Source organism: Breoghania corrubedonensis, from assembly GCF_003053845.1.
GTDB classification, from domain to species: domain Bacteria; phylum Pseudomonadota; class Alphaproteobacteria; order Rhizobiales; family Stappiaceae; genus Breoghania; species Breoghania corrubedonensis.
Genome location: NZ_QAYG01000001.1, coordinates 1,445,423 through 1,467,593 on the forward strand (window position 1 = coordinate 1,445,423; position 22,171 = coordinate 1,467,593).

The 22,171-nt window shown below is 63.4% G+C and carries 16 protein-coding genes; 7 read left to right on the forward strand and 9 right to left on the reverse strand.

Annotated features, from left to right (window positions below):
• Nucleotides 1-57 precede the first annotated feature (57 nt).
• Nucleotides 58-1,587, reverse strand: coding sequence for a YifB family Mg chelatase-like AAA ATPase (locus C8N35_RS06305; RefSeq protein WP_107988688.1), 1,530 nt, complete (start codon nucleotides 1,585-1,587; stop codon nucleotides 58-60).
• Between the two features lie 133 nt (nucleotides 1,588-1,720).
• Here C8N35_RS06305 and C8N35_RS23580 point away from each other — a divergent pair, with 133 nt between their 5' ends.
• Nucleotides 1,721-2,149, forward strand: coding sequence for a hypothetical protein (locus C8N35_RS23580; protein ID WP_146177352.1), 429 nt, complete (start codon nucleotides 1,721-1,723; stop codon nucleotides 2,147-2,149).
• 10 nt (nucleotides 2,150-2,159) lie between these two features.
• Here the strand turns inward: C8N35_RS23580 and gshB are convergent, their stop codons facing one another.
• The 4 genes from gshB to C8N35_RS06330 all read right to left on the reverse strand — a co-directional run bounded on the left by gshB (nucleotide 2,160) and on the right by C8N35_RS06330 (nucleotide 6,270).
• Nucleotides 2,160-3,104 (reverse strand): glutathione synthase, encoded by a 945-nt coding sequence (gene gshB, locus C8N35_RS06315; protein WP_107988690.1) that lies wholly within the window; start codon nucleotides 3,102-3,104, stop codon nucleotides 2,160-2,162.
• Nucleotides 3,105-3,274: 170 nt separating this feature from the next.
• Nucleotides 3,275-3,730 (reverse strand): dUTP diphosphatase, encoded by a 456-nt coding sequence (dut, locus tag C8N35_RS06320; protein WP_107988691.1) that lies wholly within the window; start codon nucleotides 3,728-3,730, stop codon nucleotides 3,275-3,277.
• Nucleotides 3,727-4,968: a bifunctional phosphopantothenoylcysteine decarboxylase/phosphopantothenate--cysteine ligase CoaBC gene (gene coaBC / locus C8N35_RS06325; protein ID WP_107988692.1), complete on the reverse strand. Its 1,242-nt coding sequence runs from the start codon at nucleotides 4,966-4,968 to the stop codon at nucleotides 3,727-3,729. The genes dut and coaBC overlap by 4 nt, the downstream gene beginning before the upstream one ends.
• Before the next feature lie 84 nt (nucleotides 4,969-5,052).
• Nucleotides 5,053-6,270, reverse strand: coding sequence for a penicillin-binding protein activator (locus C8N35_RS06330; RefSeq protein WP_245926677.1), 1,218 nt, complete (start codon nucleotides 6,268-6,270; stop codon nucleotides 5,053-5,055).
• A 289-nt stretch (nucleotides 6,271-6,559) separates the two neighbouring features.
• Here C8N35_RS06330 and rsmI point away from each other — a divergent pair, with 289 nt between their 5' ends.
• From rsmI to cysK, 3 genes are all read left to right on the forward strand, one after another.
• Nucleotides 6,560-7,519 carry a 16S rRNA (cytidine(1402)-2'-O)-methyltransferase gene (rsmI, locus tag C8N35_RS06335; protein WP_107988694.1) on the forward strand — a complete coding sequence of 320 codons (960 nt, stop codon included), beginning with the start codon at nucleotides 6,560-6,562 and terminating at the stop codon, nucleotides 7,517-7,519.
• Nucleotides 7,512-7,880, forward strand: a complete 369-nt coding sequence (locus tag C8N35_RS06340) for a YraN family protein (RefSeq protein WP_107988695.1) — start codon at nucleotides 7,512-7,514, stop codon at nucleotides 7,878-7,880. Before rsmI ends, C8N35_RS06340 begins: the two co-directional genes overlap by 8 nt.
• A 271-nt stretch (nucleotides 7,881-8,151) precedes the next feature.
• Nucleotides 8,152-9,114, forward strand: coding sequence for a cysteine synthase A (gene cysK / locus C8N35_RS06345; protein ID WP_107988696.1), 963 nt, complete (start codon nucleotides 8,152-8,154; stop codon nucleotides 9,112-9,114).
• A gap of 81 nt (nucleotides 9,115-9,195) precedes the next feature.
• On the opposite strand, the gene trpS is transcribed toward cysK, so the two are convergent.
• The 4 genes from trpS to mutS form a co-directional block, all read right to left on the reverse strand.
• Nucleotides 9,196-10,245, reverse strand: a complete 1,050-nt coding sequence (gene trpS, locus C8N35_RS06350) for a tryptophan--tRNA ligase (protein ID WP_107988697.1) — start codon at nucleotides 10,243-10,245, stop codon at nucleotides 9,196-9,198.
• Between the two features lie 108 nt (nucleotides 10,246-10,353).
• The gene (gene murJ, locus C8N35_RS06355) at nucleotides 10,354-11,925 is read right to left on the reverse strand and encodes a murein biosynthesis integral membrane protein MurJ (RefSeq protein WP_107988698.1); all 1,572 of its coding nucleotides are present in this window, start codon (nucleotides 11,923-11,925) and stop codon (nucleotides 10,354-10,356) included.
• The gene (locus tag C8N35_RS06360) at nucleotides 11,922-14,729 is read right to left on the reverse strand and encodes a [protein-PII] uridylyltransferase (RefSeq protein WP_107988699.1); all 2,808 of its coding nucleotides are present in this window, start codon (nucleotides 14,727-14,729) and stop codon (nucleotides 11,922-11,924) included. Before C8N35_RS06360 ends, murJ begins: the two co-directional genes overlap by 4 nt.
• Nucleotides 14,730-15,007: 278 nt before the next feature.
• Entirely contained in the window at nucleotides 15,008-17,740 is a 2,733-nt protein-coding gene (gene mutS / locus C8N35_RS06365) for a DNA mismatch repair protein MutS (protein ID WP_107988700.1), read from the reverse strand.
• Between the two features lie 137 nt (nucleotides 17,741-17,877).
• Here mutS and C8N35_RS06370 point away from each other — a divergent pair, with 137 nt between their 5' ends.
• From C8N35_RS06370 to trpB, 3 genes are all read left to right on the forward strand, one after another.
• Entirely contained in the window at nucleotides 17,878-20,157 is a 2,280-nt protein-coding gene (locus C8N35_RS06370; protein WP_107988701.1) for an NADP-dependent malic enzyme, read from the forward strand.
• A gap of 127 nt (nucleotides 20,158-20,284) precedes the next feature.
• Nucleotides 20,285-20,950 carry a phosphoribosylanthranilate isomerase gene (locus C8N35_RS06375; RefSeq protein ID WP_107988702.1) on the forward strand — a complete coding sequence of 222 codons (666 nt, stop codon included), beginning with the start codon at nucleotides 20,285-20,287 and terminating at the stop codon, nucleotides 20,948-20,950.
• Nucleotides 20,947-22,161, forward strand: a complete 1,215-nt coding sequence (gene trpB, locus C8N35_RS06380) for a tryptophan synthase subunit beta (protein ID WP_107988703.1) — start codon at nucleotides 20,947-20,949, stop codon at nucleotides 22,159-22,161. The genes C8N35_RS06375 and trpB overlap by 4 nt, the downstream gene beginning before the upstream one ends.
• Nucleotides 22,162-22,171 lie beyond the last annotated feature (10 nt).

Consider the following 22,171-nt stretch of genomic DNA (forward strand, 5'->3'; position numbering starts at 1 on the left):
CTTCAATGGATGGAAAGACGCGACATTCCGGCGAGAAACCGACTGGCGGCGGAAAGATCAGGCGGCGTTCGCCCTGTTGGCGATGGTGCCGCGATAGGCGAGAGCTTCTGCGATATGCGGTCTGCCGACCTCCGGCCGACCGTCGAGATCGGCAAGCGTGCGGGCGAGCTTGAGAACGCGATGATAGCCTCGCGCGGAAAGTGCCAACGCATCGGCGGCATCGCCGAGCAATGTCATGCCGGCCTCATCAGGTTTGGCAACCTGCTCTACGAGACGGGCACCCGCCTGCGCGTTGCAACGCGCCGAGACGCCGAGCGTCTGGTAGCGCTCCGCCTGTAGCTGGCGGGCAACGGCCACGCGCTGCGCTATCGAGGCGGAACTCTCCGAAATTCCGGGACGGATCAAGTCACGGGCGGTAACGGCGGGCACCTGGATGGTGAGATCTACCCGGTCGAGAAAGGGACCTGATATCCGGGCCTGGTAGTCGGCCGCGCAGCGTGGCCCCCGGGCACAGGTGTGCCCCGGCTCGCCCGCATGGCCGCACCGGCACGGGTTCATGGCAGCGATGAGCTGGATGCGTGCCGGATAGGTGACCCGATGGTTCGCACGCGCAATCACCGTCTCGCCGTTTTCGAGCGGCTGGCGCAGACTGTCGAGAGCTTGTGGGTTAAATTCGGGCAATTCGTCCAGAAAAAGCACACCGTTATGGGCGAGCGAGACTTCCCCCGGCCGCGCCTTGATGCCGCCCCCGACAAGAGCCGCCATGGAGGCGGAATGATGAGGCGCGCGAAAGGGGCGGCGATCAGAAAGCCGGCCATCGGCCAGTTCGCCGGCAAGCGAGGAGATCATCGAAACCTCGAGAAGCTCCTTCGGCGTCAGCGGCGGCAGGATGGAGGGAAGCCTCGCCGCGAGCATCGACTTGCCCGCCCCCGGCGGGCCGACCATCAGAAGATTGTGTCCACCGGCCGCCGCCACCTCCAGCGCCCGGCGCGCGCTTTCCTGGCCACGCACCTCCGACATGTCCGGCAAACCTTCCACCGGCGGTCGCAAGCCCGCCCGCGGACGCGCGAGCACTTGCGTACCCTTGAAGTGATTGGCAAGCTGAATGAGGCTTCTGGGTGCCAGAATGTCCATCTCGGAACTCGCCCAGGCGGCTTCCGAGCCGCAATCTGCCGGGCAGATGAGCCCGCGTTCCAGCGCGTTGGCCCCAATCGCCGCCGGCAGCGCACCTGCCACGGACGCGATTGTCCCGTCGAGCGCCAGTTCTCCGACGACCACGTAGTCCAGCAGCTTGTCGGCGGGAATGGCACCCATGGCGGCCATCAGGCCGAGCGCGATGGGCAGATCGTAGTGGGAGCCTTCCTTGGGAAGATCGGCGGGGGCAAGATTGACGGTGATGCGCTTGGCGGGAAGAGACATCCCTGACGCGATGAGCGCGCTCCTGACACGTTCCCTGCTTTCGGCGACCGCCTTGTCGGCGAGGCCCACGATGTTGAACACCACGGATCCGGGCCCAACCTGAACCTGAACGTCGACAGGAACCGCATCAATCCCCTGAAAGGCCACCGTAGTGACGCGACTGACCATGGCTGCCCCCGACTTTCCCGCTCCTGACGACCAAGACTAACCTTACGGCAGTCTTTCAGGGGGTTCAAGAACGTAATGGGAACAGACCAGAGCCGGCCGGCGCGTTCCATCTGGACACGAAAATGGCCGGCAGATGCCGGCCAAGCCGAGGAGAGTCCTGGGTTTAAGCAACCGCCAGAATAATGACGGCTGCCGTCCCGCCCGTGATCAGAGGCACGAGCAGATAGGGCAAAGTCAGGCGAACCATGCCTTTTCCTTTCTTATTATTGGTGTGGGTTGCGGCTTATATAGGAAGGCGCGCCGCATCTTCATGAGATTTTTCGCATTTGATGAAAATTTCTTCAGCGCGCGCCATTGCCTGTTTTCATGGCATTCGGGCAGGCTTGCGGAGCCATCGGCGTGCGGTGTTGAACACGGTCACGAAAACCAGACCGCCGGTCGGCCGATATACAACTTGGAAAACAAGATCAGAAGCCGCGAATTTGCGGCCACACACGGTGATGGGAGTGCGGTCAAGGTTCCGCACTCCTCCAAACATCAGCCGATCGGCAATATCGGGTAGCCGGAACGGGTCAGCCGGCGCACTTGGCCTCGATCGTGTCCCAGACAAGGGCCGCGATGTCCTCCCCCCCGAGCTTGGCCACCGCGCGGATGCCCGTGGGTGCGGTAACATTGATTTCCGTCAGCCAGCCGTCGATCACATCTATGCCCACGAGCAGCAGCCCGCGTTCGCGAAGCGCGGGCCCCAGGCGGGCACATATCTCGCGCTCGCGATCGGTGAGATCGGATTCCTTCGGCGCACCGCCGCGCACCATGTTGGACCGAAGGTCACCCTTCGCCGGTACGCGATTGACGGCGCCCGCGAACTCCCCATCGACGAGCAGGATGCGCTTGTCGCCGTGCTTGATGTTGGGGAGGAACTTCTGGATCACCCAGGGTTCTCGGAAGGTGGCGGCGAAGAAATCGTAGAGCGAGCCGTAATTGAGATCGTCGTTCGTGATGCGGAAGACCGCCGCGCCGCCGTGGCCGAAAAGCGGCTTCATGACGATTTCGCCGTGCTCGGCACGGAAGGCGTCGATCTCGCTCCTGTCGCGGGTGATCAGCGTCGGCGGCATGAGATCGGTGAATTCGGTGACGAAGAGCTTTTCCGGCGCATTGCGCACCGAGGCCGGGTCATTCACTACCAGCGTCTTCGGGTGGATTTTCTCCAGCATATGCGTGGCGGCGATATAGGAGAGATCGAAGGGCGGATCCTGACGCATCAGCACGACATCGATATCACCCAGGTCGGTGCGTATGGCCTCGCCCAGTGTGAAATAATCGTCCGGGTCGTCGCGCACTTCGACAGGCTCGAGGCGAGCGGTAACCGTGTCTGCGTTCATGGCGAGCCGATCGGGCGTGTAGTGATAAAGCGTGTGGCCGCGCTTTTGGGCTTCCAGCATCAGGGCGAACGCGCTGTCGCCCGCCATGTTGATCGTGGAAATGTGGTCCATCTGGACAGCGACGCGAAGCGGCATGAGACTTGGCTCCGATGAAATCTCGGGTCGCCCAGTAGCGGGCGGCGGCAATGGTGATCAGGAACGGATCGGCCGGATCGGGCCGATGAGGCGGGTTTCGCCCTTCATATGTGGCGTCGGCAGCGTTTTGTCCACGCCGCCGGCAGGGACATTGGTCACCGCGTGCGGGTCTAATGCGTTCCTGTGGAGCCGAATCCGCGACCACCGCGCACCGTCGCACCCAGATCATCGACGGGGATGATCTCCGCACGCGAAACCGGAGCCACGACAAGCTGGGCGATACGCGCGCCGCGCATGACCTCGAAAGCCTCCTGGCCGAGGTTGACAAGGATCACCTTGATCTCGCCACGATAGTCGGCGTCGATCGTACCCGGCGTATTGAGGACCGTCACCCCGTGTTTCGCCGCCAGGCCCGAGCGCGGACGGACCTGCGCTTCGAACCCGGGCGGCAGGGCAATTGCGACACCCGTGGGAACAAGAGCGCGCGCACCCGGCTCCAGCCGCACCGCTTCTCCATCTTCCACAGCGGCCATGAGGTCCACGCCTGCAGCCTCTTCGCTCTGATAGGCCGGCACCGGCAAACCAACACCATGCGCCAGAATGCGCAGCTTTACGGGAACGCTCATTCATCCTCCGGTTCGAAATGTGCCGCGATCCGGGCAACAAGCCGGTCTGCCACCTGTCGCTTGTCGAGCCGTGGCCAGGCCTCTACACCGTCACGCGACAGTATCTGGATCTCGTTGGCATCGCCGCCCATGATGCCCGTTCCGTACGCAGGCGTGGAGACGTCGTTGGCGAGAATCCAGTCCGCGCCCTTGCGTTCCAGCTTGGCTTTGGCGTTGGCAAGAAGATCCGCCGTTTCCGCAGCAAAACCGATGACGAGGGCGGGACGTCCCTCGCCACGATGGCCGATTCCGGCCAGGATATCCGGGTTTTCGGTGAACTCCATCACCGGCGGACGACCGGAGCCGTCTTTCTTGATCTTCTGTGCAGCCGCGCCCTTGACCCGCCAGTCGGCAACCGCTGCGGCCAGGATGGCGATATCGGCCGGCAACGCCTTGTCTACCGCCTCCTGCATCTGGCAGGCGGTCTCGACATGGACAACCGTCACGCCGGCCGGATCGGGCAGGGAGACAGGGCCGGAGACGAGCACCACGTCCGCGCCAGCCGCGGCGGCGGCAGCGGCGATTGCGTGGCCCTGCTTGCCGGACGAGCGGTTGGCGATGTAGCGCACCGGATCGATAGGCTCATGCGTCGGCCCGGAAGTGATGACGACACGCCGGCCTTCGAGCAAACGGGCCTTTCCGCCATTGGAGACGTTTTCAAAATGCGTCTCGGCGGCTGCGGCGATGTCCAGCGGCTCGGCCATGCGGCCAACACCGGCCTCGCCCGATTCCGCCATCTCGCCGGCCATCGGCCCGACGAACGCTACGCCATCGGCTGCAAGCTGCGCGACGTTGCGCCGGGTCGCGGGATTAGCCCACATGGCGGAATTCATGGAGGGGGCGACAAGGATCGGGATCTTGCATGCAAGCAGCGTGGCGCTGGCGAGATCGTTGGCCAACCCATGCGCCATCTTGGCCATGAGGTCGGCAGTGGCCGGAGCAACGACCACCAGATCGGCCTCGCGTGATAGCCGGATATGGCCGATATCATGCTCCGCAGCGCGGTCGAGAAGTTCGGTAAAGACCTGCTCGCCAGTGATCGCACCGAAGGCAAGCGGGGTGACGAAGTGTTGTGCGGCCGGCGTCATCACGGCCCGCACATGCGCACCGCGTTCCTTCAGCCGACGAACAAGATCAAGTGCCTTGTAGGCGGCGATGCCGCCCGAGACGATCAGCAGAATGCGTTTGTCATGCAACATCAAGCAGTCCCCGCGGCGAACGCCGTCGCCGAATGCCCAATCCCGCCAAGCCCCGGAATGGGCGGCGGGACGAGATGATCCGCATCAGTTGACCGCCTGGAAGGTCTTCGGTGCTGGCGAGATGACGTTCGAGCCGGAGCCGGTCGCTTCGTAGATCGCGAGCCCACGCTCGTTGGTACCGTCGCGGTTGAAACGGAAAACCCCGTCAATGCCGAGGAAGCCGTCACGGTTGGTGAGAACGCCGGTAGAAAACCGGCGCTGGCCGGCGCTGCGCACGAGACCGGCGGCAAGCACGGTCGCGTCATAGGCAAGTGTGGCGTTGCGCGGCGGCTGCGCACCGTAGGCGGCGGCATAACGTGGAGCGAAGGACTTGAAGCCGTTCTTGTCCGGCGCGGGATACCAGCCGCCGGCGACCATGCGATCGGAGAGCACCTTGGGATCGTCCCATTGGCCGGAGCCCAGGAATTTGACCGCGCTGCGATTGATGCCCTGCGCCGTCAGGACGCCGATCGCGTAGGCAGGCACACCGCCGCCATCGGGGATGAAGATCGAATCAGCACGGCGCGCGGACCCGGCCAGCGCCGTTGCCTTGGCCTTCAGGTCCGCGGTGTCGACGCCGCGCGCGGGATCAACCTTGTAGCGCTCTATGCCGACGATACGGCCACCGGTACGGCCCACCGCCTGACGGAAAGCGGCTTCCGCGACAGCACCGTAACTGTTGTCGGGAATGAGGGCTGCGTAGGAGGAGCGCCCCTTTGAATTGGCGTAAGAGATGATGCGCGCGACATCCTCCTGCGGCAGGAAGGAGAGCAGATAGACGCCCGGCGATGCTGCGGACGCATCGGAGGAGAAGGCGATGACAGGAACACCGGCCGTGCGCGCGGCAGCGCCGGCACCGCTGACGGCGGGGGCGAAGACCGGCCCCAGGATCAGTTCCGCACCTTCGGAAATCGCCGCCTGCGCCGCGGCACGACCGCCATCGGCGGTACCGCTGGTATCCTTGACGAGGATCTGAACGTCAGCGCCGGGAAAATCCTTCAACGCCAGTTCCGAGGCATTGCGGAAAACGGTCGCGATCTGACCGGCATTGGCTCCCGCGGATTTCGGCAGGAGCAGGGCGACACGGACCGCCCCGGTGCCGACGACTTCGCCGGTGGGGACTCCGCCGTCCTGGCCTGGCCCGGACTGAGGGTAGAAACCGGGGGTTGAACCGGTGCAGGCGCCAAGCGCTCCGAGCGCCGTGAGCATTACCGCCGCCACGAGGGGTCTTGAGCTTCTGATCCGCCCGAATACGCTGCGCACGTCTTTTCCTTCCCCGAAAAGTCCCAAGCCTTACGAAAGAACGCCGGATTTTGGCGTTTTGGCGGAAGCCTGTCAAAAACTTCACGCCAGTTGCCGAAACCGCGGCGCTGCATGCCCATATGCGGGCGGTTCAAAAGCGGACCAGCCAAGCGGTTTGCAGGGCCGGCATCCAGCCGGTTACAAGAACTCCCGCGCCTTGAAGGGCGCAAGAAAATCTCGCATGTGCGTCATGGCGCATTTGCTGCCGGCAAACAAGACCGCTGGTTATTGCAGGACAGGGAAAGAAGTGATGGCAAGCGACATCTCGGACGCTCACGGGAACGCGGGCGGGGATGCCGACAAGGCGAGCGAACGACACCGCCGGTATGCAATCGGCGCCGCCGGATTGACCGCGCATGCAGCGGAACCGGGTCTCCACGTCGTTTCCACGCCAATCGGCAATCTCGGCGATATCACGGTGCGGGCGCTGGAAACACTTGCGGGATGCGATCTGGTTGCCTGCGAGGACACGCGCGTCACCCGCGTGCTGATGGAGCGCTACGCGCTTTCCACTCATCTCGTTGCCTACCACGAGCACAATGCGGCGAAAGTCGGCCCGCGCCTTTTGGCCGCGCTTGAAGAGGGCAAGGCGGTGGCCGTGGTCTCTGATGCGGGAACACCACTCCTGTCCGATCCCGGCTACCGGCTGGTCGTTGCCGCGGTGGAGGCGGGACACAAGGTGATCCCCATTCCGGGTGCTTCCGCATTGCTGTCAGCCCTGGTCGGGGCGGGATTGCCCAGCGATACCGTCCTTTTTGTCGGCTTCCTGCCCCCAAAGAGGGCCGCGAGGCTGCGCCGGCTGGAGGAACTGAAGGGTGTTTCGGCAACAACCGTCTTTTACGAGTCACCGCGCCGCCTTGCCGACACCCTCGCCGACATGATCGAGGCGCACGGCGCGGATCATCCTGCCTGTGTGGCGCGCGAACTCACCAAGCGCTTCGAGACGTTCAAGCGAGGCCGCCTGGGCGAAATTGCCGCCTTTTATACCGAGAACCCGCCCAAGGGAGAGCTCGTCATCGTGCTCGCTCCCGCCGAACCGCTTGTTGCCGAAGCTGGTGACGTGGAAGAAATGTTGCGTGAGGCGCTGGCGGAGATGCCGGTAAGCGCCGCCGCCGCCCAGGTCGCCAAGCGCACGGGGCGCGACCGCAAGACACTCTACAAGCAGGCACTTGCACTGCGCCAGAACAAGGACAGAAACGGGGATGGCTAGACGTGCGCGCCGGGCGGCGTACCGGCTTGGCCTTGCCGCCGAGACCCGCGCCGCCCTTTGGCTGCGTCTGAAGGGCTACCGTATCCTCGCCCGGCGCCACAAGACGCCGGTGGGCGAGATCGACCTGATTGCCCGCCGGGGCAGGACAGTGGCCTTCGTCGAGGTCAAGGCGCGCGCGAACCGGGATGCAGCCCTTGAAGCAATCACCCCGCAGGCGCGCAGACGCATTGTGGAGGCGGCCCATCTTTGGCTGGCGAAAAATCCCGGCGCAATGAATGCCACCTTGCGTTTCGATGCCGTGCTGATCGTTCCCCGCCAGCTGCCCCGCCATCTCGCCAATGCCTGGGAGGCACATCGGTGAAAAAGTCTCGGGAAGGGGTGGTAGCGACACGGCGCCGGCTTAGATGAACCGGGAGCAGACGGGTCTGCGGAACGAATTTCGATCCAGGCGAGATACTCTCGCGAAAACAGGTACTATTTTGCCAATATCCTGTATTTTTTGGAATTTAATACCAATCGAGGAGGGCAATGCCCCGATTGGGAGACTCGCAGCGTGGCCACCTGCGCACTAAAATCCGGCGAAGCCCGGCGGGAGAGCGGGCAGGGAGCGCGATCAAGAAGGGAGAGTACCGATGAGTGAAAAACTCGGACGAGGACGCATCTACAATTCGATCACCGAAACGATCGGCAACACGCCTATCGTCCGGCTCGACCGCCTTGCGAAGGAACTGGGCGTCGAAGCGAACCTGCTGGCAAAACTCGAATTCTTCAACCCGATCTCGAGCGTCAAGGACCGCATCGGCGTCGCCATGATCGACGCGATGGAAGCCGCGGGTAAAATCAAGCCCGGCGAAACGACCCTGATCGAGCCGACCTCGGGCAATACCGGCATCGGCCTCGCCTTCGTGGCAGCGGCGCGCGGCTACCGGCTTATCCTGGTGATGCCGGAGACCATGTCGATCGAACGGCGAAAAATGCTTGCCCTGCTCGGTGCGGAACTGGAGCTGACCGAAGGGGCGAAAGGCATGAAGGGGGCGGTCGCCCGGGCCGAGGAGTTGGTGAAGGAGATCCCGAATGCGGTGGTCCCCCAGCAGTTCGAAAACCCCGCCAACCCCGAGATCCACCGCAAGACCACCGCCGAGGAGATCTGGAACGATACGAATGGCGCCGTCGACGCCTTCATCTCCGGTATCGGCACTGGCGGCACGATCACCGGCGTCGGCCAGGTCTTGAAGAAGCGCAAGCCGGATGTTCGCGTGATCGCCGTGGAGCCGGCCGACAGCCCCATTCTGTCGGGCGGCCAGCCGGGCCCTCACAAGATCCAGGGCATTGGCGCCGGTTTCGTGCCCGGTATCCTCGACACTAAGGTCTATGACGAAGTGGTGGGGATCACCAACGCGGAATCCTTCGAGATGGCCCGTCTCGTCGCCCGGATCGAGGGCGTGCCGGTCGGCATTTCTTCCGGTGCCGCTCTCGCCGCAGCCGTGAAGGTCGGCAAGCGGCCTGAAATGAAGGGTAAGAATATCGTCATCATCATCCCCTCGTTTGCCGAGCGCTATCTGTCGACGGCCCTGTTCGAGGGACTGGGCGAATAAGTACCGGCAACGATTTGCTCAATGAAAAAGCGCCCCGGCGATGATCCGCCGGTGCGCTTTTTTCATGTCCGCTCGAAGCGCCTACTTGCGCGTCGACAGGAAGCCGACAATGTCCTTCACGCCCTGAAGCACAGGGCGGGCAATGGCGTCGGCGCGGTCCGCACCATCTGCCAAAACGCCCTCGATATAGCCGGGATCGGCCTTAAGACGACGCATCTCGTCCGCGATCGGTGCGAGCTTGGAAACCGCCAGATCCGCAAGCTCCGGCTTGAAGGTGGAGAACTGGGCGCCGGCATGCGTCTTCAGCACGTCCGCCGCAGTCGTCTCGGCGAGGGCGGCATAGATGCCAACCAGATTTGCTGCGTCCGGACGCTCCTTCAGGCCGTCCTCTTCGCCGGGAAGCGGTTCGGTGTCGGTCTTGGCCTTGCGGATCTTCTTGGCGATGGTGTCTGCATCGTCGGTCAGGTTGATGCGGGCAAGATCGGAAGGATCGGACTTCGACATCTTCTTGGTGCCGTCGCGCAGGCTCATGACACGCGTCGCGGGACCGCTGATGACCGGCTCGGTCAACGGGAAGTACCCGTCAGCATCGCCCAGCCCCAGCGCGCTGATGCGCTCGCCATAGTCGTTGTTGAACTTTGCGGCGATATCGCGGGTCAACTCCAGATGCTGTTTCTGGTCCTCGCCGACAGGCACATGCGTGGCCTTGTAGAGCAGGATGTCCGCAGCCATCAGGTTGGGGTAGACGAAGAGACCCGTGGAGACGTTCTCCCGGTTCTTGCCGGCCTTTTCCTTGAACTGCGTCATACGGTTGAGCCAGCCCATGCGGGCGACGCAGTTGAACACCCAGGCAAGCTCGGCATGACCCGACACCTGGCTCTGGTTGAAGATGACCGAGCTCTTGGGATCGATGCCGGCGGCAATATAGGCCGAGGCCACTTCGCGGATCGCGGCCTGCAGATCGGCAGGGTCTTGCCAGACGGTGATGGCATGCATGTCGACGACGCAGTAAATGCAATTGTGGGTTTCCTGCAGACCCGCAAAGCGCTTGATCGCGCCGAGATAGTTGCCGAGATGGAGATTGCCTGTCGGCTGGACGCCGGAAAAGACGCGAGATTCGAACGCACTCATTGATGAGGGACCCTTCGTAAAAACTGCTCCGGTGGAGAGAGCCTTGGCGTTATCGCCAACACAGGTTGTATGCGCAAGGCCGTTCGGCGACAGAATTTGCCCCGTTCATCACGCCTTTGCGCCCCGCTTCTTCAGCGCCGCGCGGAAATAGCCGAGAAGGTCGGAAGCCCCCGTCACCTGCACGAAGACCGCGAATGTCACCATGCCGACAAGAACAAGCGCGGCAAGCGCGCCGCCTCTGATCGCAAGGGACGCATGGCCGAAAACGGAAGCCAGCAGCAGATAGCCCGCCAGCACCACACCACCCATGAGAACACTCGCAAGTATCAGAAGCGGAAGCCGCTTCTTCAACGATCTGTCGGGTACGAATTCGCCGCGCCGCCACAAGGTGACGATCAGCAACCCGGCATTGATCCAGCCGGCCAGCGACGTTGCGAGGGCGATGCCGACATGGGCGAGGAAAGGGGCGAGCAGCAGCGCGCCAACGACATTGACGACCATACCGATGCCCGCAAACCACATCGGCGTGGCCGTGTCCTCGCGCGCGAAAAAGGCCGGCGAGAAGACCTTTATGAGGACGAACGCGGGAAGGCCAAGGCCGTAGGCCGCAAGGGCCGCCGTCGTCGCCGCGGCGTCCTGCGCGGTGAAGGCGCCACGTTGAAACAGGACGTCGACGATCGGGTAGGGGATGGCGACGAGGGCAATGGCGGCGGGCAGGGTGAGCGCAAGACCGAATTCAAGCGCGCGGTTCTGCGTCGTAAGGGCCCCGCGCGAATTGCCCGACCGCAGAAGGCGGGAGAGATCGGGCAGCAGGACGACGCCGATAGCGATGCCGACGATGCCGAGCGGAAGCTGGTAGATGCGGTCGGCGTAGTAGAGATAGGAAACGGCGCCCGCCTGAGTGGAGGCGATAATGGTGCCGACGGCAATGTTGATCTGGGTGATGCCGCCGGCGACCGCGCCCGGCAAACCCAGCTTCCACAGACGCTTGACGGCAAATGTGTAGCGCGGGCGGCGCAGCTTCAGCGAAAAGCCGAAACGCCTGAGCGCGTAGACCAGCGACACGAGCTGGACGACACCGGCAAAAGCCACGCCGGCCGCAAGCACGATGCCGGACGTCCGGCTCGCATCAAGCCCGAGAACGGCGATGACCGAGAGAACCGCGATCATCACGATATTGAGCAGAACAGGCGCGAGCGCGGATGCCGTGTATCGGTTGAACGTATTGAGCACGCCGCCGATCAGAGCAATCAGCGACATGCACAGGAGGTAGGGAAAGGTGATGCGCGAGAGCAGCACCGCCAGATCAAACTTGGCCGGGTCTTCGGCAAAACCCGGCGCCAGAACCCAGACGAGGCCCGGCATGGCGATCTCGGCAACCGCGGTGAGCGCCACCAGCGTCCAGAAGAGAGCGGCGAGAACCTCCTCCGCGAACCGGCGGGCTCCGTCGCGGCCATCCTCCTCCAGCGAACGGGCAAAGAGCGGCACGAACGCGGAATTGAAGGCGCCTTCGGCAAAAAGCCGACGAAACAGGTTGGGCAGGCGGAAGGCGACGAAAAAGGCGTCCGCCACCGGTCCGGTTCCGATGAAGCCGGCGATCAGCACATCGCGGACAAATCCCAGCACACGGCTTGCGGCCGTCGCGCCGCCGACGGTCGCGAAATTCCTGAGCAGGCTCATTTCGCGGCGACCACGGCGCGCTGGCCCGGCTTGGCTGCGCGCGCACGGCCTTCACCATCGAAGGCCTCCGTCAGGCGCTGGCGAATGTTGGCCTGGCGCGTGATGTTGGAGATCTTCTGGCCGGTGAGATCTGTCACGTAGAAGACGTCCACCGCCCGTTCGCCGAAGGTCGCCACATGGGCCGAAGCGATGTTGAGGTTGAGCGCGGAGATCTCGCGGGTGAGATCGTAGAGCAGGCCAGGTCTGTCGAGGCCGGCCATTTCCAGAACGGTGTGCTGCTCGGAGACCGCATTCTTGACCAGAACCTCCGTTTCCAGGCGGAAGGCGCGCGCCCGGTTGCGACCGGAACTCTTGTGCGCCACGCTTTCAGGCAGTTTTTCCTTGCCGCGAAGACAGTCGCGAATGAGCTTCGTCACCCGTTCACCGCGCCGCTTCTCATCCGCGTCGTCGGGAAGCTCCCGGGTCACGAAAATGGAGTCGAGGGCGAGCCCGTCGGTCGTGGTGTAGATGTGCGCGTCGACGATATTGGCACCGGCAACCGAGCAGGCTCCGGCGATGGTCGACAGCAGACGCGGATGGTCGGGCGCCAGGACCGTGATTTCGGTAACACCCTCGAAGGCATGGGTGGCAACGCGGGTCGCCAGCCGATCGCCGGACTTGTCCGCCTCGCGGATCATGTTGGCGTGGATGCGCTTGTCGTCGAGATCGACCCGCACCCAATAGGCGGGATAGTGGCGTCGGTGATAGTCTTCCACCTCCTGCGCGCTCCAGTCCTCCAGCACCTTGGCAAGCTCGGTCTGGGCGGCGGCAACTCGACCTTCGCCAACATGCGACGGACCGCCGGTGAGTACCGTTTCCGTCTCGTAGTAAAGCGTGCGCAGGAGCTGACCCTTCCAGCCGGTAAAGACGCCGGGACCCACTGCCTTGATATCGGCGACCGTGAGAATAAGCAGCAGCTTCAGACGTTCGGGGACCTGAACGACCGCGGCGAAGTCGGCGATCGTCTTGCGGTCGTTCAGATCGCGCGACTGGGCAATCGTGCTCAGCAACAGATGATATTCGATCAGCCAGGAAACGGTATCGGTTTCAGCCGCGGTCAGGCCGAGGCGAGGACACAGTCGCTTGGCGATGCGGGCGCCCGCGATCGAATGATCCTCCGGCCGCCCCTTCGCGATGTCGTGCAGAAAAAGCGCGACATAGAGCACGCGACGATTCTGGATTTCCTTGATGAGGCCGGTGGCAAGCGGATGATCTTCACCGCGGTTGCCGCGTTCCAGTTCCGACAGAACGCCGATCGCACGCAGCAGGTGCTCGTCGACCGTGTAGTGATGATACATGTTGAACTGCATCATCGCCTCGACCTTGCCGAAATCAGGGATGAAACGGGAAAGCACGCCGGCCTCGCTCATGCGCCGCAACACCGTCTCGGGATCGTTTCGCGAGGTGAGGATGTTGAGGAAAAGCCGATTGGCTTCGGGATTGGAGCGCAGATCCTTGTCGATCAATCGCCTGGAACGGCGCACGAGGCGCATCGCGTCGGGGTGAAAGAGAAGGTCATGGCGTTCGGCCAACGCAAAGATGCGGATCAGATTGACCGGATCGCGCTTGAAGACGCTCTCGTTGGTGACATTCAGGCGTTGGTTGTCGATGACGAAGTCGACCGATCCGTCGAGCGGCCGGCGGCGGCGGGAACCGCGCAGCACACCCAGGAATCGCGACAGGCCCGGTGTCTGCTTGACGTGCTTTTCCTCCAGATCCGCACAGACGATACGCGTCAGATCGCCCACGTCCTTGGCGACAAGGAAATAGTGCTTCATGAAGCGTTCGACATCACGCTGGCCCGGGTGGGCCGTGTAGTCGAGGCGCTGAGCGATCTCGCGCTGGATATCGAAGGAGAGACGCTCTTCCGCACGGCCGGTGAGAAAATGCATGTGGCAACGTACAGCCCACAGGAAGTCCTCGCACTGCGCGAAGCGATTGTATTCCCGCTTCGAGAAGACCCCCGCCTTGACCATCTCGCTGCCAGACTGGACGCGATAGGCATATTTCGCGATCCAGAACAGGGTGTTGAGATCGCGCAGGCCTCCCTTGCCCTCCTTGACATTGGGTTCCACCAGATACCGCGAGGCGCCCTGGCGACGATGGCGTTCGTCCCGCTCGGCAAGCTTGGCGGTAACAAACTCGGTGGCGGTGTTCTTCACCACTTCCTCATCGAAGCGCTTCGTCAGTTCCTCAAAGAGCGGCTCGTCACCCCAAAGAAAGCGGGCTTCCAGGATCGCGGTGCGGATCGTCATGTCGGAGCGCGAAAGCCGCACGCACTCATTCACCGAACGCGTCGCATGTCCGACCTTCAGGCCCAGATCCCACAGCATGTAGAGGATGTACTCGACCACCTGCTCGCCCCAGGGCGTCTGCTTGTAGGGCAGCACAAAGAGGAGATCGACGTCGGAGCCCGGCGCCAGAGTGCCCCGTCCGTAACCACCGACGGCGACTACCGCCATGTGTTCGGCCGAGGACGCGTTGGTGACCCGATAGACGTGCCAGATAGCGAAATCGTAGATGATGCGAATGATCTCGTCTTGGACATGCGCCAGGCGCTGCGCACAAAGGACCCCGCCGCCATCCTCGCGCAGGCGTCGCTCCACTTCGTCGCGCCCGTACTGGTATGCCGTCTTCAGACGTGCCAGTACGTTGGAGCGGATCCGGGGATCGGATCCATCTCCATCCACCGTCAGCGCGCTGAGCTCGTCACGTAAGCCATCGGCATCGATCAGTTCGGCAAAGCTGTCGCTTTTGTGGGTCATGGGGGAGGGGTCCGGAAACAGCGAGTCGTGCCACGTTACATCAGGGTCTGGCGCAACGCACGTAGGGCTTTGCAGTCGCGGAAATACCGGTATCCGAAACCGGTGGCCCGCCGTTCAATCGGCATCCACTTTAGATAACACCATTGTGGCAATGCTCCGTCCGACGGAATCCGTACGGGATGGGATTGTCGTGCTTTTCTTTTCGCCAACCGACGGAACGTCCGGACGCTGTCGGCTCTCTCGCGTGATATCGTGCCGCCGACGAGCGGTTTCCCGCCTCACGCCTTCGTCTCCGAACGCTTCGCCTTCAACCGATAGAGCGCCTCGTGCGCCTGGCGCGGGGTCATGTCGTCCGGGGCGAGCGCATCGAGCAGCTCACCCAATTCATCGGTGAGTGAGCCGGCGCCAGCAGCCTGTGGGCGCGCGATCTGGGCCGCGAACAGCGGCAGATCGTCGATCAGCGCCTGGGCGGGCGCTCGCCGGTCCTGTTCCTCAAGCTGTGTGAGCACCGCACGCGCACGCTCCACGACCGAACCGGGCAGACCCGCGAGTTTGGCGACCTGGATACCGTAGGAGCGGTCGGCCGCACCCGGCACGATCTCGTGCAGGAAGACGACGTCGCCCTTCCATTCCTTGACCTTGACTGTGGCGTTCTCAAGTCGTTCGAGACGCTGCGAAAGGGCCGTCAGCTCGTGGTAGTGGGTGGCGAACAGCGCGCGGGCGCGGTTGACCTCGTGCAGGTGCTCGATCGCGGCCCAGGCGATCGACAGGCCGTCGAAGGTCGCCGTCCCGCGTCCGATCTCGTCGAGGATCACCAACGAACGCTCGCCCGCCTGATTGAGGATGGCGGCCGTCTCGACCATTTCCACCATGAAGGTGGAACGGCCGCGTGCCAGATCGTCTGCGGCGCCCACCCGCGAAAACAGGCGATCGACCACCCCGATATGCGCGGAGGTGGCCGGAACGTAGGCGCCGATTTGCGCAAGTACCGCGATCAGCGCGTTCTGGCGAAGGAAGGTCGACTTACCAGCCATGTTTGGGCCTGTAACAAGCCAGATGCAGCCATTCCCGACATCCTTCTCGGGCCCCAGATGGCAATCGTTGGCGACGAAAGGCTCGCTTGAATCGCGTCTGAGCGCCTGTTCGACTACCGGATGACGGCCACCTTCGATATCGAAAGCGAGGCTGTCATCGACCATCGGACGCGCATAGCCTTCGGCTTCCGCGAGTGTCGCGAGCGCGGCGGTCACGTCGAGAACGGCGAGCGCTTCGGCTGCCGCCTTGACGGCATCGCCCGCAGCCACGATCGAAGCCGCCAGATCGGCGAATATTTCCAGTTCGATGGCGAGCGAGCGATCACCGGCATTGGCGATCTTGGTTTCCAGATCACCAAGCTCGGTCGTGGTAAAGCGCATCGCGCCCGCCATGGTCTGGCGGTGGATGAAAGTGCCAGGATCGCTGGTAAGCTTCTCGGCATGCGCGGCAGGAACCTCGATGAACCAACCCAGCACATTATTATGCTTGATCTTGAGAGCGCGGATTCCGGCGGTCTCGGAATATTCGGCCTGCAGGCGGGCGATGACCTTGCGGCTCTCGTCGCGAAGCTGGCGCAATTCATCGAGTTCGGCCGCATAGCCTTCGCGCACGAAACCACCATCGCGCTTGAGAAGCGGCAAGTCGTCGTCAAGAGCAGCAGCGAGCTTCTCGGTCAGATCGCGCGGGACAGCGGCAAGCGCCGCGCGGGCGGCGACAAGTTCGGCCGGCGGCTCGGACGGGCAGCCGTCCAGAAGGGCGGCAAGCGCAATCGATGCCTCGAGCCCGTATCGGATGGCGGCAAGGTCGCGCGGTCCCGCCCGCTCGAGCGCGATGCGCGACAGGGCGCGCGGCATGTCGGGAGCTTCTCGCAATGATGTCCGCAGGCGCTCGCGCAGCAGCGTGTCTTCGTACAGAAAAGCGAGCGAATCATGCCGCGATGCGATCTCGTCCGGATCGGTCAGCGGCGCGGCGAGACGGCCGGCAAGCAGGCGCGAGCCTCCTCCCGTCACCGTGCGGTCAATAACGGACAGAAGCGAGCCGGTCTTCTCGCCCGAAAGCGTGCGCACCAGTTCCAGGTTCGCCCGCGTTGCCGGGTCGATCAGCATGGCGCGGCCGGCAGAGTCCCGCGCAGGCGCATCGAGCGGCGGGCGCTGGCCGAGCTGTGTCTTCTCGACATAGGCGACGACGGCGGAAGCGGCGCACAGTTCGGCGCGGGTAAAGGCGCCGAATCCGTCAAGCGTTGCAACCTGATAGAAGGCGGCGAGCCGGTCGGCGGCGGTCGCGCCGTCGAAGAGCACGCGGGCGACGGGCGTGACCGAACCACGCAGATTGCGCCAGACCTGTCGCAACTCCGCATCGTCGTCGAGCACGTCGGGAATAACGATCTCGCTGGCATCGATGCGAGCGAGTTCGGCCGGCAGGTTAACTGCGTCGGCTTCGGTTACCCGGAAGGCGCCGGTGGAAATATCGATCCAGGCGATGCCGAAGGTGCCGGCACCCTCTCCGGTGCGCAGGCGGGAAACAGCGGCCAGATAGTTGTTGGCGCCGGCCTCCAACAACCGGTCCTCGGTCAATGTACCGGGCGTGACGAGGCGCACGACGTCGCGGCGAACGACCGACTTGGAACCGCGCTTCCTGGCTTCGGCCGGATCTTCGGTCTGTTCGCAAACGGCGACGCGATGGCCAAGCGCGATGAGTTTCTGCAGATAGTCATCGGCCGCGTGGATGGGAACGCCGCACATGGGAATGTCCTCGCCCAGGTGCTTGCCGCGCTTCGTCAGCGTGATGCCGAGGGCCCGCGAGGCAACCTCCGCATCCTCGAAGAAGAGCTCGTAAAAGTCGCCCATCCGATAGAACAGCAGACTATCGGGGTTGGCCGTCTTGATTTCGATATACTGCTCCATCATCGGCGTGGCTTGCGGAGGCGAAGCGGGCCGGGAGGAAGCAGGTTTGGTTTCAACCTTGGCACTCGTCATGGCGGCGACGTTATCAAACTGATTAGGGAGTTTCACGGTCCCCACAAGCACGCGCGCCTTGTGGCCCCTGTTTTCGGGGGATAATGTCGCGGCCCACCCGGGCGCAGGACGACCCGGAGAAAACCACGGGGAGAATAATGGCATCTCGCGACGAACCGGCAAAAGGCGGTCTTTCCTTCACCGATCAGGAAGCACTCCTGTTTCACCAGCAGGGCAAGCCTGGAAAGCTGGAAATCGTACCGACCAAGCCGATGGCAACGCAGCGCGACCTCTCGCTCGCCTATTCGCCCGGCGTGGCCGTTCCCGTGCTCGCCATCAAGGAGGATCCGTCGCGCGCCTTCGACTACACCGCGCGCGGAAATCTGGTCGCCGTCGTGACCAACGGTACGGCCATCCTGGGGCTCGGCAATCTCGGGCCGCTTGCGGCAAAACCTGTGATGGAAGGCAAGGCGGTGCTTTTCAAGCGCTTTGCCGACGTCGATTCGATCGATCTGGAAATCGATACCAGCGATGTCGATGAATTCATCAACTGCGTGCGCTATCTGGGCCCCACCTTCGGTGGCATCAACCTGGAAGACATCAAGGCGCCGGACTGCTTTATCATCGAGAGCCGTCTTCGCGAACTAATGGACATTCCCGTCTTCCATGACGACCAGCACGGCACCGCCATCATCGCGGCAGCCGGCCTCATCAATGCGGCGATGATCACCGGTCGTGACATCACCACGATGAAAGTCGTGTGCAATGGTGCGGGGGCCGCCGGCATCGCCTGTATCGAGTTGATCAAGGCGCTGGGGGTGGCGCATGACAACGTCATCCTGTGCGATACGAAGGGTCCGATCTACAGGGGCCGCGAAGCGGGCATGAACCAGTGGAAGTCGGCTCATGCGGTCGACACGGACGCACGTTCGCTTGCGGACGCGTTGAAGGGCGCCGACGTCTTCGTGGGCGTATCGGTCAAGGGCGCGCTGACGCCGGAGATGGTCGCATCTATGGCCGACCAGCCGATCATCTTTGCCATGGCCAACCCGGATCCGGAGATCACGCCGGAAGAAGTGGCGGCGGTGCGCGAAGACGCCATCATGGCGACGGGCCGCTCCGACTATCCCAACCAGGTCAATAACGTCCTGGGCTTTCCCTACATCTTCCGCGGCGCCCTCGACGTTCAGGCAACCACCATCAACGAGCCGATGAAGGTGGCCGCAGCCCACGCGCTGGCTGCACTCGCCCGCGAGGACGTACCCGACGAGGTCGCCGCCGCCTACAAGGGCAACCGGCCAAGGTTTGGTCCGGAATACATCATCCCGGTGCCGTTCGATCCGCGCCTGATCTCCTGCATATCCCCAGCCGTCGCAAAGGCGGCGATGGATTCAGGCGTCGCGCGCAAGCCGATCGTCGATATGGAATCCTATGCGCAGACGCTCAATGCGCGCCGTGATCCCGTCGCCGGCACGCTGCAGCGCATATTCTCCAAAGTTCGTTCGGCGCCCAAACGGGTGGTCTTCGCCGAAGGCGAGGAGCCGCAGGTCATGCGTGCAGCCTCCAGCTTCGTCGCGCAAGGGCTCGGCGAGGCGATACTGATCGGTCGCGAGGACGAGATACGACGCGTGGCCAGCGAGGCCGGCATCGAATTGCGGGCCGGAATCGAGATCCAGAACGCCCGGCTTTCAAACAAGAACAAGGACTACGCCGAATTCCTCTTCGCGCGCCTGCAAAGGCGCGGCTATCTGCTGCGCGATTGCCAGAGGCTCGTCAACGGCGACCGGAACTACTGGGGTGCGATCATGGTCGCGCGTGGGGATGCGGATGCCATGGTGACGGGGAGCACCCGCAACTACTCGGTGGCGCTCGATACGGTGCGCAAGGTCATCGACACAAAGCCCGGTCACCGGGTGATCGGCGCCTCGCTGGTTCTGGCACGCGGACGGCAGGTGCTGGTGGCCGATACCGCCGTTCACGACATGCCGACTTCGGAGGAACTGGCAGATATCGCGGAAGAAGCCGCGCATGTCGCGCGCAGGCTCGGCTATGAGCCGCGTGTCGCCATGCTCGCCTTTTCCACCTTCGGCCATCCTGCCAGCGAGCGCGCGGAACGCGTGATCGAGGCAGTCGCGATCCTCGACAAGCGCCGGGTCGATTTCGAATATGACGGCGAAATGGCCGCGGATGTGGCGCTCAACATGGACGCCATGGCCGCCTATCCGTTCTGTCGCCTTTCAGGGCCGGCCAATGTTCTGATCATGCCGGCATTCCACGCCGCTTCCATCTCCACCAAGATGCTTCAGGAACTGGGCGGCTCCACCGTGATCGGCCCGCTTCTCGTCGGACTCGACAAGCCGGTGCAGATCGTGTCGATGTCGTCGAAGGACAGCGACATCGTCAACATGGCGGCTGTGGCAGCTTACAATGTGACGTAGGGTACGAAATCACCTGCGTCGATCTCATGTGTCGTTCCGGCCGTACTTCGGCATTCCCAAAAGCCGCGCGGCCGGGATGATGCGCTCCATCTTTCTTGTTCAACAATCTCCCAGTCGGCAACCGGCCATGCCCACCCTCGTCAAGATCTGCGGTCTTTCAACGCCCGACACGATGAACACCGCCCTTGAAGCCGGGGCCGACATGGTCGGGCTCGTGTTTTTTGCAAAGAGCCCGCGTCACGTGTCTTTCGAGGCCGCGTCAAAATTGGCCGCGATCGCGCGCGGGAGGGCGGAGATCGTGGCGCTGACAGTCGATGCCGACGACGAATTTCTCTCGCAAATCATGGAGAAGGCCGCGCCCGACTGGCTGCAACTGCACGGGTCCGAAACGCCGGGACGCTTGCGCGAAATCCGGACTCGTTTCGCAACGCCGGTCATGAAGGCATTCGGCATCCGCGAACGCGGCGACCTGGAGGCGATTTCAGACTATGCTGGCATCGCCGACCGGATCCTCTTCGACAGCAAACCTCCCAGGGACGCCACGGTTCCCGGCGGTTCGGGCAAACGCTTCGACTGGCGCCTTCTGGAAGGCCTTGACCTCCATACACCCTTCATGCTTTCCGGAGGGCTGGATGCCGGAAATGTCGCCGAGGCCCTGGACACCACGGGCGCGCGCGCCGTCGATGTCTCTTCCGGCATCGAAGCTACGCGGGGCGTCAAGGACCCGGCGCTGATCCGCAGATTCATCGAAACCGTACGCGCATTTGATCTAGAACGAGGACAGGCGAAGTGAGCCAGAAGCCGAACACATTGCGTTCCGGACCGGACGATACCGGTCATTTCGGCATTTTCGGTGGACGCTTCGTCGCCGAAACCCTGATGCCGCTGATCCTGGAACTGGAAGCGGCCTACGAGGCGGCCAAGGCGGATCCGGCCTATGCGGCGGAGCTGGAAAACCTCAACACTTATTACACCGGCCGGCCGAGCCCGCTCTATTTCGCGGAACGTCTCACGGAGCAGCTAGGCGGCGCAAAGATCTACTTCAAGCGCGACGAGCTGAACCACACCGGCTCGCACAAGATCAACAATTGCCTCGGCCAGATCCTGCTTGCCAAGCGCATGGGCAAGACCCGCATCATCGCGGAAACGGGCGCCGGCCAGCACGGCGTGGCGACCGCCACGGTGTGCGCGCGCTTCGGACTTCCCTGCGTGGTCTACATGGGGGCGACGGACGTGGAGCGGCAGGCGCCCAACGTCTTCCGCATGAAGCTGCTGGGCGCGGAGGTGATCCCGGTCACCGCCGGTGCCGGAACGCTGAAGGACGCGATGAACGAGGCGCTGCGCGACTGGGTGACCAATGTCGACGACACCTACTATCTCATCGGAACAGCTGCCGGACCGCACCCCTATCCGGAGATGGTGCGCGATTTCCAGTCGGTGATTGGTCGCGAAACGCGCGAGCAGATCATGGAGGCCGAAGGCCGGCTGCCGGACGCGCTCGTTGCCGCTGTCGGCGGCGGATCGAATGCAATCGGCCTGTTCCATCCCTTCCTGGACGACCCGGACGTGCAGATGTGGGGTGTCGAGGCGGGCGGGCTTGGCCTCGAGGGTGACGAGCATTGTGCCTCGCTCAATGCCGGCCGGCCCGGCGTTCTGCACGGTAACCGCACCTATCTGCTGCAGGACGACGACGGCCAGATCTACGAAGGCCATTCGATATCGGCCGGCCTCGACTATCCCGGCATCGGGCCAGAGCATTCCTGGCTCAACGATATCGGCCGCGTGACATACGTGCCGATCATGGACAACGAGGCGCTCGACGCGTTCCAGATGCTGACCCGTGTGGAAGGCATCATCCCGGCGCTGGAGCCGGCGCATGCGCTGGCCCAGGTGATCAAACTCGCGCCGAAGATGGACAAGGACAAGATCATCGTCATGAACCTGTGCGGCCGTGGCGACAAGGATGTCTTCACCGTCGGCAAGATTCTCGGATACGACATCTGAGCGCGGATCG